The organism is Kocuria sp. CPCC 205261, assembly GCF_040981025.1.
GTDB classification, from domain to species: Bacteria; Actinomycetota; Actinomycetes; order Actinomycetales; family Micrococcaceae; genus Kocuria; species Kocuria marina.
Genome location: NZ_JAVKPU010000001.1, coordinates 496,694 through 511,590 on the forward strand (window position 1 = coordinate 496,694; position 14,897 = coordinate 511,590).

The window sequence follows — 14,897 nt, forward strand, 5'->3', positions numbered from 1 at the left end:
GCCGCTATGCTGGAGCAGTTGTTCGCGGCTCTGCCGTGTGACATCGGGATGTGGCGCAGCTTGGTAGCGCGCGTCGTTCGGGACGACGAGGTCGCAGGTTCAAATCCTGTCATCCCGACCACATGAACACCCGGACCCACGAATCGTGGGTCCGGGTGTTCTGCATTTCCCCACGGACCCGGATCCCGGAAACCCATTCCGAGCCTCTTCGCGGGACATGTTCCGGCCCGGCGATACTCGGCAGCGGCACAGAGAAACCTATGCATAATCATTCACTATCTGAATCGATATACATTCCGGTCATGATCGCGTAGCTAACCGGTAATCCGCCATCAGCCCCCGGTGCGCCGGTGAACTCCACGATGACAAGCACTGACGACAAGCCCCTCCGGTTCAGACACAATTCATCTGCTGGTTTGCTAGTGCACACATGAACTGTATATATTCACTGCGGCGACAGCGGAACTGGCCTCATCGCCTTCACATCATTTGCATGGGGGAATTCTCGTCAGCGGGGGCTGACGGGAAGTGCCAGGATCTCCGGGGGACAGCTGTGACAGCTCTGAGAACTTTGGTGCACGATTCTTTCAGTCGCACTCGTACCGCCACGATCGTCGTGGCCCTATTGCTCACGGGGCTGGTCCCCGTGGTGCTTGAACTCCTAGGCTCACACGCCGAGGTCCTGGTCATCGCGGGCGGACTGCTGGTGTTGCTCACCGCATTCCTGGTGCTGCGCGGCTCCCGTCCGGTGGGCGCCGAGCACGCATCGGAACCCGCCGGGAGCTCCCGCGGCGGGGTGGAGCTGTTGCTCTACCTCTCGCCGGTGATCTTCCTGAACATCGTCTTCCCGCTCGTGAGCCCGCGCATGGCGGAGGCGACCGTGGGTGAGGTCCAACTGACCCACGTGGTCCTGGCCTCGTCCATCACCGTGCCCTGGCTCGCGCAGGCCGCGTGCATGCCCGCGTACCGCGCGATCGGTGAACTCATGGCCGAGCGGGACATGCAGAAGATCACCCGGTGCTTCTGCGAGGTATGGCCTGCCATGTTCCTGCAGACCCTCCCGCTCGCCGCGCTGTTCGCACTGCCGCTGTGGCTGGCCACCGGCTGGTCCTGGCAGGCCATGGGCGCCTACCTGCTGTTGCTGGGCGCGCACGTGCTGTTCGTACAGTCCCTGGTCCTCGCCAACGTGGGAGAACGCCGCGGCCTATGGGCCGTGGCATGGGGCGCCTACGCCCTGGCCCTGGCCGTGGTTCCCACCGTGTGGATCCTTCCGCCCCTGGTCGCCGCGGCCACCCAGATCGCGGCAATGGGCCGTCAGCTGTCCCACGTGCGGGTCTTCGAACGCCTGGACCAACGCAACTTCGCCGCGGACGCCCTGCGCGGACTGCTGCTCGGATCGGTGTTGTGGGCGGACAAGTTCGTGCTGTTCCTGGCCACGGACGGGGCCTTCCAGGTGATCGTGGTGTTCATGGCCATGCTCCCCGCAGTGCTCGCCTACAACTTCTACTTCGTCAACATGGCCCCGCACGTGGACCGCGCCGTCAGCGGACTGCACCGGGCCATCGAGAAGGAAACACTGCCCGTGCTGGCCTCCCGCTCCACGCTGCTCAGCTACGTGGTGGACCGCTCCGTCCTGCGCACCGGCGCGGTGGGCATGGTGCTGACCCTGGCTGCCGCCCTGCTACTGGGCGGCTTGCAGCCCCACCACGTCCTCCTCGCGGTGACCGTGGCCGTGGCCTCATGGACGTTCATGATGCTCACCCTGTTGAGCTACGAACTGGACTACATCGGGGAGAAGATCACGGCCCAGGCCCTGGGTGCGGTGCACCTGGTCGTGAGCATCCTCGCGTTCGCGGTGTTCTCCACCAACGGGGCGTACGCCCTCCTGTTGCTCGCGGACCTGGTGCTGGTCGCCGGTGCCTGGGCACTGTACAAGCGTCACTGGGCCCAGCCCGAGTACACCCTTTTCTGGCGCCACGCCACGTCCTGGTAACGCAGTCCACGTAAGCGCTTCCTATCAAGCGCATCCGCCGCGCCCGGGCGCAGTCCTGCCCGGTCTCGGCCCCCACTGCACGTCCCTGCTGGTCGCCACATTGCGACCCCGGACCCTTTCATCCCGTGAGGAATAGTTGACATGTACCCTTTCACGCGCTCACACGCCAAGCACCGCGCCACCAAGTCCGTGGCCGTCGCGGAACCCACCCGTCTGTCCCCCGCCGCGCAACAGCGCCAGAAGCAGTACGAGGACGTGGACGTCGCCATCGTCATGGAATCCACCTACCCCTTCCTCAAGGGCGGGGTCTCGGCGGTCGTCCACGACATCGTCACGGGGAACCCCGACCTGAGCTACGGGATCATCCACATCTCCTGGGACTCCGAGGCACCCCAGGAGGACCTCTACTCCATGCCCGAGAACGTGAAATGGGTCCGCGTGGTCTACCTGAGCATGCAGGAGCACCGGGAGGACTTCATGTCCGTGCGCCCCAAGGATCTGGGCATGACCGCTGAGCAGCGCACGGTGCTGTCCCACCGGATCTTCGACGCGATCTACGCCCTGGCCGGTGCCCGGGACACCGAGCCACTGTGGGAGCTCATCGACGAGGGGCTCAATGAACGCACCCGGCAGTACCCGCTGTGGGCCGTGCTGGGCTCCCGCGAGTTCCTGCATGCGCTGACGGAGCGGATGCCGCAGCTCGGGCTCTCCCTGTCCGAATCGTTCTGGTTGCTGCGCGGATTCTTCTCCCTGGCCCACGCGATCCTGGGCGAGACCATGCCCCGGGCCCGGGTGTACCACGCGCACACGACCGGCTACGCGTCCCTGCTGGGTGCCGCGGCCGCGCGCGATCACGGCACGTCGTTCCTGCTCACCGAGCACAACCTGTACGTGCGCGACACCGTGAACACCCTGCTCGACCGCAACATGGCGCTGTCGATCACGTCCGAGGACTACCGCACGTTTGACGTCAGTGCCGAGGACCGGGCGTGGATGGCGTGGTGGATCGAGATCGGGCACTTCTGCTACCCGAGCGCCGAGCTCGTGACCTACCTCTACCCCACGGCCATCACGGAGGCCGCGAGCCTGGGCGCGGACGTGGACAAGTCCGTGGTGCTGCCCAACGGCATGATCATCGAGGAGTTCGAGGAGAAGTACCACGCTCGCCAGGCCGCGGTGGAGCGCATTGCGCAGTCCCCGGAGGAGCACACCTGGCGACTCGTGTACATCGCCCGCGTGGTGCCCATCAAGGGACTCATGGATCTGCTCTCCAGCATGGACATCCTGCGGGATCGCGGGTACCCCAACATCCACCTGGACGTCCTGGGCCCCACCGAGCATGTGCCCGAGTACTACGAGGCGTGCCTCGAGAAGATCGAGGCCCTGGGCCTCCACGACCTCGTGACCATCCACGGGACCGTGAACGTGCGGGACATGCTCGACCGGTTCGACCTCCTGGTGCTCCCGAGCTACAACGAGGGCCAGCCGATCGTGGTGCTCGAGGCCATGGCCGCGGGCATCCCCACCGTGGGTTCGGACGTGGGTGGCATGAGCCAGCTCGTGGGCGACGACCTGGTGACCCCCGACGGCCGTACGTGGGGACCGTGCGGTGAACTGCTCGCACCCGGTGACATCGTGGCCATGGCGGACAAGGTCCAGGCCGTGATCGGGAACGTGGATCGTTACCGCTCCTACAGCACCAACGCCCGCGGCCGCGTGGAGGACTTTTTCCAGCTCCACGAGGTCATGTCCTCCTACAACAAGATCTACCGGATGCTCGGCAACATGGGTGAGAAGCGCAACTTCGAGTACTCGGACCTGCGTCAACCGGCGCTCGAGGCGCCGTTGGCGGGCGCGGGCGAGTGAGCGGTGTCGGCGCCTGGATCCGGTACGGGGGCCCGATCAGCTCCGAGCAGCTCGACTTCGCCGCGCAGCACTACCGGGCGGCGATCCTGCAGCCGTGGGAGACGGCGGCGGCCGCGGACCTCAAACGGCGCCGCCCGGACATGACGGTGCTGTGCTACAAGTGCCTGTCCTCGACCCGCAGTTACGAACCGGGCCCGATCCACAGTTCCGGGGTCTCGTACGCCGAGGCCCCGGACCGGTGGTTCGCGCGGCGCCTGGACGGTGAACGCATCGAGTGGGCCCGCTACGGCGGACACTGGCAGATGACCGTGTGGTCGCCCGAGTACCGCGAGCGCTGGGTGCGCAACGTCGTGGCCGAGCTGCGGGATTCGCCGTTCGACGGCGTGATGGCGGACAACGACGTGTTCGACGACTACTACGGCCTGGACCTGCCCATCCGTCATGCCCGGACGATGGCGGATTTCCGCGACGGCGCGGGCGAATTGGTGCATGCCGCGGGCACGGCTCTGAACGAGGTCGGTAAGATCCTGGTCCCGAACATCGCGGAATCGCGGCGCGAGCCCGGCCGCTGGGCGAGCCACGCGGCCTACGGCGGCGGATTCGAGGAGGTGTGGCTGGGTTTCAGCCCGGTGGACCTGTTCGACCCGGAGACCACCGAGGCGCAGCTGCCCCAGGCGGACGGGCCGGGCATCAGCATCCTGCGGGTGCCCACGGACGGCGACGACGACCACCCCAATGTCGAGTACGGTCTGGCCGCGTTCTGGATCTTCGGGGCGGGCCGCGGCGCGTACGCGGCCACGGCGCACGACGACTACAGCCGCACCCAGCACACCGCGCAGCTCGATTGGGATCTCGGCGCGCCGGTGCAGGACCCCGTGCGCCGCGGTCACACGTGGTGGCGCGAGTTCACGCACGGCTGGGCCGCGGTGAACTTCAACGCCGACCGCCGACGACGCCGCCGCGTCCGGGTGCCGCGCGGCATGGTCGACGTCCGGGGTCGGGCGGCGGGGTCCCACCTGGTGCTGCAGCCCCGCCGCGGGGTGGTGCTGCGGCGGGGGTGAGCCCACCGGGGGTGCGGGGCATCGCGTGCCGGACGCCCGTCCGGCACGCGTGTGCGCCGGACATGTTGTCTCTGGCCGCGCCGTGTGAGGCCCGGGCGCGAGGTGACACCCCGTCGGCGCATCGTGATGGAATCACCCCATGAGCCCAATACCTCGTCCGCGCCCGTTCACCCAGGTCGACGTCTTCTCCCGGGAGCCCTATCTGGGCAACCCGGTGGCGGTCATCCTGGATGGCACCGATCTCACCGACGACGCCATGGCCCGCTTCGCGCGCTGGACCAACCTGTCCGAGACCACGTTCGTGCTCCCACCCACGGACCCGGACGCCGACTACCGGCTGCGCATCTGGACCCCGGACCGTGAACTGCCGTTCGCCGGTCACCCCACCCTGGGCTCGGCCCACGCATGGCTCACCGCGGGCAACACCGCGCGTGCCAAGGACGTCATCGTCCAGGAATGCGCCGCGGGCCTCGTGCGGATCCGCCCCTCCGACGACGGCGCACTGACCTTCGAGGCCCCACCCACCGACCGCACGGGAGACCTGGGCCCGGAATTGCTCGGGGGCGTAACCGCGGCCCTGGGCCTGCGGGACGAGCAGGTCGTCGCCCATCAGTGGGTCGACAACGGCCCCGGCTGGGCTGCGCTGCTTCTGGCCGGCGCCGAGGACGTCCTGGCGATCGAGCCCGACCTTCCCGCTCTCCACGGCGCCAAGATCGGCGTGGTGGGTCCCCACCCGCAGAGCAGCCCGCACCAGTTCGAGGTCCGCGCCTTCGTGGGTGGGACCGGCGGGTACGAGGACCCCGTCACGGGAAGCCTCAACGCGAGCCTGGCCCAGTGGCTCATCCGTACGGACCGGGCGCCCGCGAACTACATCGCCCGACAGGGCACCCGCATGGGACGCAGCGGCCTCGTGACCGTGACGTCGGACGGGGACCACGTGTTCGTGGGCGGACACTGCACCGCGTGCATCGACGGGACGGTGCTGCTGTGAACCCCCCGGGCACCGAGCAGGGCGCGTCCCTGCACCTGGTCTTCGACGGCAACTGCGGGTTCTGCACGCGCTGCGTGGGATGGGCCCGGACACTGGACCGCCATGACCGGATCGCCCTGCACGCCTACCAGGTCCCCGGCGTACTGGAGCGGTTCGGACTGACGAATGCGGAGGGCAACGCGTCGGTGTGGGCCGTCCTATCCCGTTCCGGTGAGCGATCCTCGGGGGCGCACGCGGTGGCCGTGACCCTGGACACCGCCCTGGGCATCCGGGTGTTCGAGCCGTTCTACCGGTTACCGCCCGTGCGGTGGGTCCAGGACCGCGTGTACCGGTGGGTGGCCGATCACCGGGGGAAGTTCCCCGGTGTCACCCCGTGGTGCCAGCAGCACCCCGGGCAGTGCGGGACCCCGTAACGGTTCCGCTCCGCGTACCGAGCGAGCCGTGCCACCCGCGCGACGGCAAGACACTGCGGCGCCATGACTCCATGACTCCGCCCCGACGCGCACCACCCCACCGAACACGTCGCCACCCGAGCGGTGCCATCCCACCGCGGCGCCGCCGCTCCACCGCGTTCAAAGATCGAGTCTCACCCGGGCAGCGTGTCCCGCAGCGCCCGCGCCGCCGCGGTGACGTCCTGCGCATCGGTCACGGCCCGCACGACCACGATGCGCGAGGCACCCGTGTCGAGCACGGACGGCAACCGCGCGGTGTCGACCCCGCCGATCGCGAAGAAGGGCTTGTCCCCCGCGTGCTGAGCGGCGTAGCGCGGCAGCTCGAGCCCCACGGCCGCGCGACCCGGCTTGGTGGGGGTCTCCCACACGGGCCCGGTGCAGAAGTAGTCGAGCCCGGCGTCGGCCACGGCGGCGTCCACCTGGGCCGGGGAGTGACAGGACCGCCCGATCACCACGTCGTCCCCCAGGACCCGCCGAGCCTGCGCGGTGGTGAGATCGCCCTGGCCCACGTGGAACACGTCCGCGCCGGTGAGCAGCGCGACGTCCGCGCGGTCGTTGACGGCGAAGAGTGCGCCGTGCTCACGGGCGACGTCGGCGAGCACCTCGATGGCCTCAATCTCCGCGGCAGCCTCGAGGGATTTGTCCCGCAACTGGATGATGTCCACCCCGCCCTCGTACGCGGCGTGCAGAAATTCGCGCAGGTCACCGCGCTCGTGGCGCGCCGTGACGCACACGTACAGTCGCGCGTTCTCAAGGGCGGCGCGGCGCCCGGTACCCGTCTGGCTCGTGTGTCCCATGCGGCCATCGTGGCACGAACCGCGCGCCCGCGGACACCTCGCCCGATCAGCCCGCCGCGAAGTCCCCCTGCGTTCCACAGCTAGGGGTGATTAGACTGGCAGGGCCGTTCGTCGCCGTTCGACGAACTCCACGGGAGTCCGCACACGTTGGCAACAACCACCGCAGCGGGCTGAGAGGGCGTGAGCCGCCGACCGGATCACCTGATGCGGATCATGCCGCCGGAGGGAGGAACAATGCCCGAGCACCTCGGTGACCACGTGGTCGTGGCCGGAGCTGGTCTCGTGGGCCTGGCCACGGCCTTCGAACTACGACGCCGCGGGGCCGCCGTGACCGTCGTCGATCCCCGCCCGGCGTGGGGCGCCACCCGCGCGGCCGCGGGCATGCTCGCACCGATCGCCGAGACCCAGTACGGCCAGGAGCGCCTCTACCCCCTCATGCGCGCCTCCGCCGCGGAGTACCCGGATTTCGTGGAGCGCGTCACCGCGGCCACGGGCCTGCCCACGGGTTACCGCACCGAGGAGACGCTCGTGGTGGCCGCCGACGCCGCGGACGCCCGGTCCCTCTCCGACCTCGCCTCCCACCAGATCGCCTCCGGGATGGACGTGCAGGAGATCTCCACGCGCGAGGCCCGGCACCTGGAACCGGCCCTCGCACCGCGGTTGAGCGGCGCGGTGCGCATCGTCTCCGACCGCCAGGTGGACCCCCGGATGCTCGCGGCCGCCCTGGTGGAGACCCTGAACTGCCCGCACCTGACCACCATCGGGGACGTCCCCGACGCCGGACCGGCGCAGTGGCTGACCTCCCGCGTGGACACCGTGCTGACGTCCCGCAGGGAACCCCGGCAGGCCACGGGCGTGCAGGTGGACTCCGGTGAGGTGATCCCCGCGGACGCCGTGGTCGTGGCCACCGGGCTGACCGCCAACACCATGGGCGGGCTGCCCGAGGGACTCGACCTCCGATTGCGCCCGGTGTTCGGGGACATCCTGCGGTTGCGGGTTCCCGAGACCGCCCTGGCCCCCGGGGAATCGCATTTGCTCACGCGCACGGTGCGCGCCCAGGTCCTGGGTCGGCCCGTGTACATGGTCCCCCGCGAGGACCGCACCCTGGTGCTGGGCGCCACGAGCCGTGAGGACGGGCGCGAATCCGTGCTCGCCGGTGGCGTGCACCAACTGCTGCGGGACGCGCGCACCGTGGTCCCCGCGATCGACGACTGCGACGTCCTGGAGATGATGGCCCGCGCCCGCCCGGGAACCTCCGACGACCTGCCGTACGTGGGGAAGACCTCGGTGGCCGGGCTCGTGATCAGCACGGGTCACTTCCGTCACGGCATTCTGCTGACCCCCGTGGCGTCCCGGCTCGCGGCGGAGCTCGTGACCGGCGTCCTGGACCCGCTCGCGGACCACGAGTCCGACGCCGCGTTCCTCGCCGACACCGACCCGGCCCGGCACTCGAACCCCGCCCCCGAGGCCCCGTTCACCACACCCGAGAGCTATCCCCAGATGCATGGAGGACTCGAATGATCGCGCCCGAGCCCACAGACAATTCCTCCACGGCCGTCGTGAACGGCTCCCCCGTGACGGTGACCCCGGGGTTGACGGTCGCGAGCGCCGTCGTCGACCTCACGGGCCGCGAGATCACACCCGAGGGCACCGCCGCGGACGGTCATCCCCTGGGGATCGCCGTGGCGGTGGACGACGCCGTAATCCCCCGCTCCCTGTGGGCCACGACCCCCGTGGAAGCGGGTCAATCCGTCGAGATCGTCACCGCGGTGCAGGGAGGCTGAACATGACCACGCACGGAACCCCCCTGACCGTGGCCGGGGTGGAGCTCTCGTCCCGGCTGATCATGGGTACCGGGGGCCTCACCGATTTCGCAATGCTCGAACGGGCCCTGCTGGCCTCCGGGACGGAACTGACCACGGTGGCCCTGCGCCGCTTCGCGCCCGGCCCCGCCTCGCCAGCGGGCGCGCAAGCATCCGGCACGGCGAACCGGGCGAGCGGTCGCGCGGGAGGTGGCGCAGCGGCGTCGTCGACCGGGACACCGCAGGACAGCCTGTACGGGCTGCTGCGCCGCAACGACATCCGGGTGCTGCCCAACACCGCGGGGTGCTACACCGCGCGGGACGCCCTGCTGACCGCTGAACTGGGGCGCGAGGCGCTGGAGACGGACTGGGTCAAGCTCGAAATCATCGCGGACGAGGACACCCTGCTCCCGGACGGTGTGGAGCTGCTGGACGCGACCGAGAAACTCGCTCGGCGCGGTTTCAAGGTCTTCGCGTACACGTCCGACGACCCCGTGCTCGCGCTGCGACTCGAGGACGCCGGGGCCGTGGCCGTGATGCCCCTCGGTGCTCCCATCGGCACGGGTCTGGGGATCCTCAACCCGCACAACATCGAACTCATCGCGTCCCGCGCGTCCGTGCCCGTGGTGCTGGATGCCGGGATCGGCACGGCGTCCGAGGCGGCCCTGGCCATGGAACTCGGGTGCGACGCCGTCCTGCTCGCGTCCGCCGTGACCCGCGCGCAGGATCCCGTGGCCATGGCGAGTGCCATGAAGCACGCCGTGCTCGCGGGGCACCTGGCCCGCGGCGCGGGGCGGATCGCGCGGCGCACGCACGCCGTGGCGTCCTCGCCCATGGCGGGGCGCATCGACACCGCCGACGCGCCCCGCGGGGACTGGCCCGCGCCTTCATCCACCACCCCACAGCTGGAATCGCAGGTTTCATGAGCACCCCACTACCACCCCTCGTGGCCCCCGCCTCCGATCTGAGTCGCGAGGAACTCGAACGCTATTCACGCCACCTCACGTTGCCGCAACTGGGCGAGGAGGGGCAGCGTCGGCTCAAGAACGCACGCGTCCTGGTGATCGGCGCGGGCGGGCTCGGCGCTCCCGCGCTGCAGTACCTCGCGGCCGCCGGGGTGGGGACCATCGGCGTGGTCGACGACGACGTCGTATCCGTGTCCAACCTGCAACGCCAGGTGGTCCATGGGATGGCCGACATCGGCCGGCCCAAGGTCGATTCCGCCGCGGATGCCGTGGCCCGGCTCAACCCCCTGGTCACCGTGCACCGCCATCCCGAGCGGCTGAGCACCGACAACGCCCTGGAGATCTTCTCCGGCTACGACCTGATCATGGACGGCGCGGACAACTTCGGCACACGCTTCCTGGTCTCGGACGCCGCCGAACTCACCGGCATCCCCGTGGTGTGGGGCTCCATCCTGCGTTTCGACGGCCAGGTCTCCGTGTTCTGGTCCGGTCACGGCCCCGTGTACCGCGACCTGTTCCCGGAAGCGCCCGCGCCGGGCCAGGTCCCCTCGTGCGCCGAGGGCGGTGTGCTGGGCATGCTCCCGGCCACGATCGGCTCGGTCATGGTCACCGAGGCGCTCAAACTCATCACGGGCATCGGCCGTCCCCTGCTCGGCAGGGTCCTCATCCACGACGCCCTGGCCCAGACGTGGCGCGAGCTCACGGTCCTGCCGGACCCGCACCGCCCGCCCGTCACGGATCTCTCACGGGTGGCGCTCGCGTGCGGTCTGCCCTCCGACGACGACGCCGCTCCCGCCCCCCACGAGACCGTCACCGCCCCGGAGCTGGCCGAGCTACTGACCGCCCGGTCCCTCGGGGAGACGTCCTTCACGCTCGTGGACGTGCGCGAGGACTGGGAGCGCAAACTCGTGGCCATCCCCGGATCCGTGCACGTGCCGCTGCAGGACGTCCTGGACCGGGGTGTCACGGCTCTTCCGGATGAGGCGGAGGGCACCGTGATCCTGCACTGCAAGGCCGGTGCCCGTTCCGCCCAGGCCCTCGCGGCACTGCGCAGGGACTACGCCCTGCGGGAGGACACCGTGAAGCACCTGGACGGCGGGGTGCTCGCGTGGATCGACCGGGTGGACCCGGCGCTGCCGCGCTACTGACCCGTTCGATCACAGCTCCTCCTCAAGGAGCGGTTTCCGCGTGTGTGTCACCATGAGGTCCAGCGGTTCGTGGTGAATAGCCGTCGGACTGACTGATCGCTTGTAGCGCGCGGCAGCTCCTCGTGAGCGATCACTGCTGGTGAGCAACGTGTGAACGCGAAGGTCCCCGTCACCGCGGTAACGCGGGCGACGGGGACCTTTCTCGCAAGTATGCGGGACAGGACCGCGCGGCCTCAACCCAGCAGGATCACGTCCAGCGTGCGCGGACCGTGGACACCCTCCACGCGTTCGAGCTCGATGTCCGAGGTGGCCGAGGGCCCCGAGATCATGGTGGTGGGCGCAGTGGGCTCCACACGGGCCATGGCCTCCGGGATGAGCTCCACCACGGACTCCAGCGGCACGATGCAGATGTGGTGGTCCGGCACCAGGGTGATGGCGCGCCGACCCTCGTCCGGGCGCCCGGACAGGAAGATGGTGCCCGTCTGCGCGCACGAGACCGTGGAGGAGGTCACCACGGCATCCACCTGGTTGAGGTCCCGCACGGTCAGCGCGGAGGCCTTGCGACCGTCATTGGGGTCCACGATGGCCCGGCGCGCGGCGGTCTCCTCAGGCAACCACGCGGTGTCGAGGCCCTCGGGGATCACGTAGCGCGCGGAGGTCCCGAGCTGGGTGGCAACGCGCTGCGCCACGGTCTGCGCGGTCTCCCTGTAGACGTTGGCCTTGTAATCCAGCAACCGGTCCTCGAGCATGTCGATGATCTCGTCCCGCCCGAGGTCCGAGGTGTGCCGGTAGTCGCGGGGCACGTGGGGTGCCCGCGGGTGGTCCGCGAGCGCACCGTTGAGCCGCTCGAGGATTTCGGTCTTGGCGTCGGCGCTCATGCCGGCTCTCCGTCCTGGTTCCCGCGGCCTGCGTGGCCGTTGCGGGGTGCGATGTTGTCCTCGTGGGGGTCGCCCGTGGCAGCACTGTACGCCCCGGCCACGGCATCCGCGCCGGCACCCGGGGTGGCGGCGTCCTGGCCGGTGCCGGCCGCGGTCTCCTCGGTCCGGGCTGCCTTGGACTCGCCGTGCGGGCCCTGGGTGGGTGCCACCTCGACGGACGACGCCGGGTGGTCCTCCGCGGGCCCCGCACCGGTGCGCGCGGTTCCCGACGCCGCAGTGACGCCGTCGCGCTCGAGTCGTTCCCCGGTCTCCCCCTCGTGCTTCTTCCACCAGTTGCGGAAGGACTCCTTGGGGGGCTCGGGGATGTCGCGCTCGGCGGTCCAGCCGCCCACCATGCCGGGCAGCCAACCGATGGCGCGGTCGCGGCCGGCGATGACACGGCCCATGGGTAGCCCGCGCTCCGCCAAGGACATCCGCTGACCAGAGGACATCACGAAGGAAGCGCCCTTCATCATGGCGTCCATCTGCGTGGGCACACCGCGGGAAGGCACGGCTCCTCGGATGCGGCGTCCTGCGCGACGCGCCCGAGAACCGAGCTCCTGGAGGGTGCCCTTCTGGGGGGCAGTGTCCTGCCCACCCCGGCCCTCGTCCGCGGTCAGGGACTTCTCCTCGCGCCAGTTGTCGTCCCCGCCCACCGCCGGGTCCTTGGAGACCGGTGCAGGGTGGGCGTGGTCCGCGCGTTGCCCGTGCTGGGTGCGGATGTCCTCGTCCCGCAGATGCACGAGGATCTCGGGGATGTTGATCTTCACGGGACACACCTGGTAGCACGCCCCGCACAGGGAGGACGCGTACGGCAGGGAGGCATTCTTCTCGGACGTGATGCCCGTGAGCTGCGGCGAGAGGATCGCCCCGATGGGACCGGGGTAGGTGGAGCCGTAGGAGTGCCCGCCCGCGTGCTCGTACACGGGGCACACGTTCAGGCACGCGGAACACCGGATGCAGTGCAGTGCGGAGCGACCCTGCGGGTCCGCGAGCACCGCGGAGCGCCCGTTGTCCAGGAGCACCACGTGGAAGTTCTTGGGGCCGTCCCCGGGCGTCACGCCGGTCCACAGGGAGGTGTACGGGTTCATGCGTTCGCCAGTGGAGGAGCGCGGCAAGAGCTGGAAGAACACCTCGAGGTCCTGGTAGGTGGGCAATAGTTTCTCGATGCCCATCACGGTGATCAGGGTCTCGGGCAGGGTCAGGCACATGCGCCCGTTGCCCTCGGACTCCACCACGGACAGGGTGCCAGTGTCCGCGATGCCGAAGTTCGCGCCGCTGATGGCCACCTTGGAGGTGAGGAACTTCTCCCGCAGGTGCTGCCGCGCTGCCTCCGCGAGCACTCGGGGCTCGCTCGTGAGCTCCTCGGTGACGCCGGGCATCTCGCGGCTGAAGATCTCGCGGATCTCCTCGCGGTTCTTGTGGATCGCGGGCACCAGGATGTGGGAGGGCTTGTCCCGCCCCAGCTGCACGATGAGCTCGGCGAGGTCCGTCTCCGTGGCGGTGATCCCGTGCTCGGAGAGGTGCTCGTCCAGCCCGATCTCCTGGGTGGCCATGGACTTCACCTTGATCACGTCCGTGGTGTCCTGCTCCTGGACCAGGCGGGTCACGATGGCGTTCGCCTCGTCCGCGTCCCGGGCCCAGTGGACGACGCCGCCGCGCGCCGTCACGTTCGCCTCGAACAGCTCGAGCAGCTCGGGCAGCTCCGCCATCACGGTCTCCTTGATGGCGGAGCCGGCGTCGCGCAGCTCGCTCCAGTCCGGGACTTCCCCCACCACGCCGGCGCGCTTGGCGCGGATGGTGTGGGTGGCGTGCCGGATGTTGGCGCGCATCTGCTTGTTCTGCAGCTCTTTCTTGGCGGCCTTGGGGAAGGCGACCTGCGCGTGCAGGTTGCCCTGCCCGTGCACGGGACGCACGGCGGGCATGCCGAGGGACGTGACGCTCATCGAGTTGCTCCTGCAGTGGTGGCCGGGCTCGCCGCGCGACGGCCGGGTTGGGGGATGGACAGTTCAACGGGGCCCTCTACCTGCAGCGGGTTGGCCCGGGTGGAGGCGAGGATTTCCGCGAAGTGGACGGTCTGGACGTCCACGTTCCGCTTGGATGCGGCTCCGCCCAGGTGCAGCAGGCACGAGGCATCCCCGCCGGTGCACAGCGAGGCGCCCGAGCTGCGGATGTTGTTGAGCTTGGCGTCCGCCATGGCACCGGAGACGTCCGGATTCTTGAAGGAGAACGTGCCGCCGAAGCCGCAGCACTCCTCGGCGTCGGGTAGCTCATGGAACTCGATGTCCGCTACGGAACGCACGAGGTCCTTCTGGCGATCCCCGAGTCCCAGCAGACGCATGCCGTGGCACGAGGGGTGGTAGGTCACCGGGTGCGGGAACCAGGAGCCGAGCTGCTCGGCGGCGTCCGTCACGCCCAGCACGTCCACGAGCAGCTCGGAGAGCTCGTAGGTGTTCTTGGCCACCATGGCGGCATCCTCGGCCAGGGCGTCCTCGCCGCACTGGCGCGCAACCATCGGCTGCTGGTGCCCCAGGGAGGCCACACAGGAGCCGGAGGGGGCCACGGCGACGTCGTAGTCCACGCTGGTGAACGCGCGCACGTGGTTGCGGATCACCGGCACAGCGTCCTGGAAGTACCCGCTGTTGACGTGCATCTGGGAACAGCAGCCCTGCCCCTGGGGAAACACGACCTCGTGTCCCAGCCGCTCGAGGATCCGCACGGTGGCCAGCGCCACCTTGGGATACATGGCATCCACAATGCATGTGGCGAAGAGCGCGATTTTCATGTGTGTGGTCTCCTAACCGTCTGCCCCGGTCCATACTCTGTGGCCATACCAGGCTACGCCCGTGAGCCCGGTCACAACAACGTACGGCGTGGCATGGGACAGGCATGAAAGGCCGTGCGC

Annotated in this window: 13 protein-coding genes, 1 tRNA gene and 1 riboswitch; of the genes, 10 read left to right on the plus strand and 4 right to left on the minus strand. The window is 69.6% G+C overall.

The window, feature by feature from the left end:
• Nucleotides 1-44: 44 nt before the first annotated feature.
• The 6 genes from RF646_RS02300 (at nt 45) to RF646_RS02325 (ending at nt 6,324) form a co-directional block, all read left to right on the plus strand.
• A tRNA-Pro gene (locus RF646_RS02300) sits at nt 45-121 on the plus strand.
• Between the two features lie 453 nt (nt 122-574).
• Nucleotides 575-1,993: a hypothetical protein gene (locus RF646_RS02305; RefSeq protein ID WP_368835087.1), complete on the plus strand. Its 1,419-nt coding sequence runs from the start codon at nt 575-577 to the stop codon at nt 1,991-1,993.
• 141 nt (nt 1,994-2,134) lie between these two features.
• On the plus strand, nt 2,135-3,859 hold the full coding sequence (pelF, locus tag RF646_RS02310; RefSeq protein ID WP_368835088.1) for a GT4 family glycosyltransferase PelF: 1,725 nt from the start codon (nt 2,135-2,137) through the stop codon (nt 3,857-3,859).
• A complete protein-coding gene (locus RF646_RS02315) occupies nt 3,856-4,920 on the plus strand; it encodes a putative glycoside hydrolase (RefSeq protein WP_368835089.1) in 1,065 nt (354 codons plus the stop codon). The genes pelF and RF646_RS02315 overlap by 4 nt, the downstream gene beginning before the upstream one ends.
• Nucleotides 4,921-5,059: 139 nt before the next feature.
• Nucleotides 5,060-5,911 (plus strand): PhzF family phenazine biosynthesis protein, encoded by an 852-nt coding sequence (locus tag RF646_RS02320; protein ID WP_368835090.1) that lies wholly within the window; start codon nt 5,060-5,062, stop codon nt 5,909-5,911.
• Nucleotides 5,908-6,324 (plus strand): thiol-disulfide oxidoreductase DCC family protein, encoded by a 417-nt coding sequence (locus RF646_RS02325; RefSeq protein ID WP_239319218.1) that lies wholly within the window; start codon nt 5,908-5,910, stop codon nt 6,322-6,324. The genes RF646_RS02320 and RF646_RS02325 overlap by 4 nt, the downstream gene beginning before the upstream one ends.
• Before the next feature lie 173 nt (nt 6,325-6,497).
• On the opposite strand, the gene thiE is transcribed toward RF646_RS02325, so the two are convergent.
• Nucleotides 6,498-7,160 carry a thiamine phosphate synthase gene (gene thiE, locus RF646_RS02330; protein WP_270255796.1) on the minus strand — a complete coding sequence of 221 codons (663 nt, stop codon included), beginning with the start codon at nt 7,158-7,160 and terminating at the stop codon, nt 6,498-6,500.
• 120 nt (nt 7,161-7,280) lie between these two features.
• A riboswitch (TPP riboswitch) is annotated at nt 7,281-7,405 on the plus strand.
• Between thiE and thiO the strand changes: the two genes are divergently transcribed.
• From thiO to moeB, 4 genes are all read left to right on the plus strand, one after another.
• Nucleotides 7,395-8,681 (plus strand): glycine oxidase ThiO, encoded by a 1,287-nt coding sequence (thiO, locus tag RF646_RS02335; RefSeq protein WP_368835091.1) that lies wholly within the window; start codon nt 7,395-7,397, stop codon nt 8,679-8,681. Its footprint overlaps the riboswitch before it by 11 nt.
• Nucleotides 8,678-8,944 carry a sulfur carrier protein ThiS gene (gene thiS / locus RF646_RS02340; protein ID WP_144931707.1) on the plus strand — a complete coding sequence of 89 codons (267 nt, stop codon included), beginning with the start codon at nt 8,678-8,680 and terminating at the stop codon, nt 8,942-8,944. Before thiO ends, thiS begins: the two co-directional genes overlap by 4 nt.
• A gap of 2 nt (nt 8,945-8,946) precedes the next feature.
• On the plus strand, nt 8,947-9,888 hold the full coding sequence (locus tag RF646_RS02345; RefSeq protein ID WP_052160824.1) for a thiazole synthase: 942 nt from the start codon (nt 8,947-8,949) through the stop codon (nt 9,886-9,888).
• Nucleotides 9,885-11,075 carry a molybdopterin-synthase adenylyltransferase MoeB gene (moeB, locus tag RF646_RS02350; RefSeq protein ID WP_144997301.1) on the plus strand — a complete coding sequence of 397 codons (1,191 nt, stop codon included), beginning with the start codon at nt 9,885-9,887 and terminating at the stop codon, nt 11,073-11,075. Before RF646_RS02345 ends, moeB begins: the two co-directional genes overlap by 4 nt.
• 233 nt (nt 11,076-11,308) lie before the next feature.
• Here the strand turns inward: moeB and RF646_RS02355 are convergent, their stop codons facing one another.
• The 3 genes from RF646_RS02355 to RF646_RS02365 are packed head-to-tail and all read right to left on the minus strand — an operon-like array spanning nt 11,309 to nt 14,777.
• Nucleotides 11,309-11,953, minus strand: a complete 645-nt coding sequence (locus tag RF646_RS02355) for a lactate utilization protein C (RefSeq protein WP_144931711.1) — start codon at nt 11,951-11,953, stop codon at nt 11,309-11,311.
• Nucleotides 11,950-13,938 (minus strand): LutB/LldF family L-lactate oxidation iron-sulfur protein, encoded by a 1,989-nt coding sequence (locus RF646_RS02360; protein ID WP_144997299.1) that lies wholly within the window; start codon nt 13,936-13,938, stop codon nt 11,950-11,952. The genes RF646_RS02355 and RF646_RS02360 overlap by 4 nt, the downstream gene beginning before the upstream one ends.
• Complete coding sequence (locus RF646_RS02365) at nt 13,935-14,777, minus strand: (Fe-S)-binding protein (protein WP_144931716.1); 843 nt, start codon at nt 14,775-14,777, stop codon at nt 13,935-13,937. Before RF646_RS02365 ends, RF646_RS02360 begins: the two co-directional genes overlap by 4 nt.
• Nucleotides 14,778-14,897 lie beyond the last annotated feature (120 nt).

Excerpts from the sequence above, each read along its gene's own strand:
- RF646_RS02365 (WP_144931716.1), bottom strand. The coding sequence starts at position 14,777 with ATGAAAATCGCGCTCTTCGCCACATGCATTGTGGATGCCATGTATCCC.
- RF646_RS02355 (WP_144931711.1), bottom strand. The coding sequence starts at position 11,953 with ATGAGCGCCGACGCCAAGACCGAAATCCTCGAGCGGCTCAACGGTGCG.
- thiO (WP_368835091.1), top strand. The coding sequence starts at position 7,395 with ATGCCCGAGCACCTCGGTGACCACGTGGTCGTGGCCGGAGCTGGTCTC.
- moeB (WP_144997301.1), top strand. The coding sequence starts at position 9,885 with ATGAGCACCCCACTACCACCCCTCGTGGCCCCCGCCTCCGATCTGAGT.
- RF646_RS02360 (WP_144997299.1), bottom strand. The coding sequence starts at position 13,938 with ATGAGCGTCACGTCCCTCGGCATGCCCGCCGTGCGTCCCGTGCACGGG.
- thiE (WP_270255796.1), bottom strand. The coding sequence starts at position 7,160 with ATGGGACACACGAGCCAGACGGGTACCGGGCGCCGCGCCGCCCTTGAG.
- pelF (WP_368835088.1), top strand. The coding sequence starts at position 2,135 with ATGTACCCTTTCACGCGCTCACACGCCAAGCACCGCGCCACCAAGTCC.
- RF646_RS02320 (WP_368835090.1), top strand. The coding sequence starts at position 5,060 with ATGAGCCCAATACCTCGTCCGCGCCCGTTCACCCAGGTCGACGTCTTC.
- thiS (WP_144931707.1), top strand. The coding sequence starts at position 8,678 with ATGATCGCGCCCGAGCCCACAGACAATTCCTCCACGGCCGTCGTGAAC.
- RF646_RS02345 (WP_052160824.1), top strand. The coding sequence starts at position 8,947 with ATGACCACGCACGGAACCCCCCTGACCGTGGCCGGGGTGGAGCTCTCG.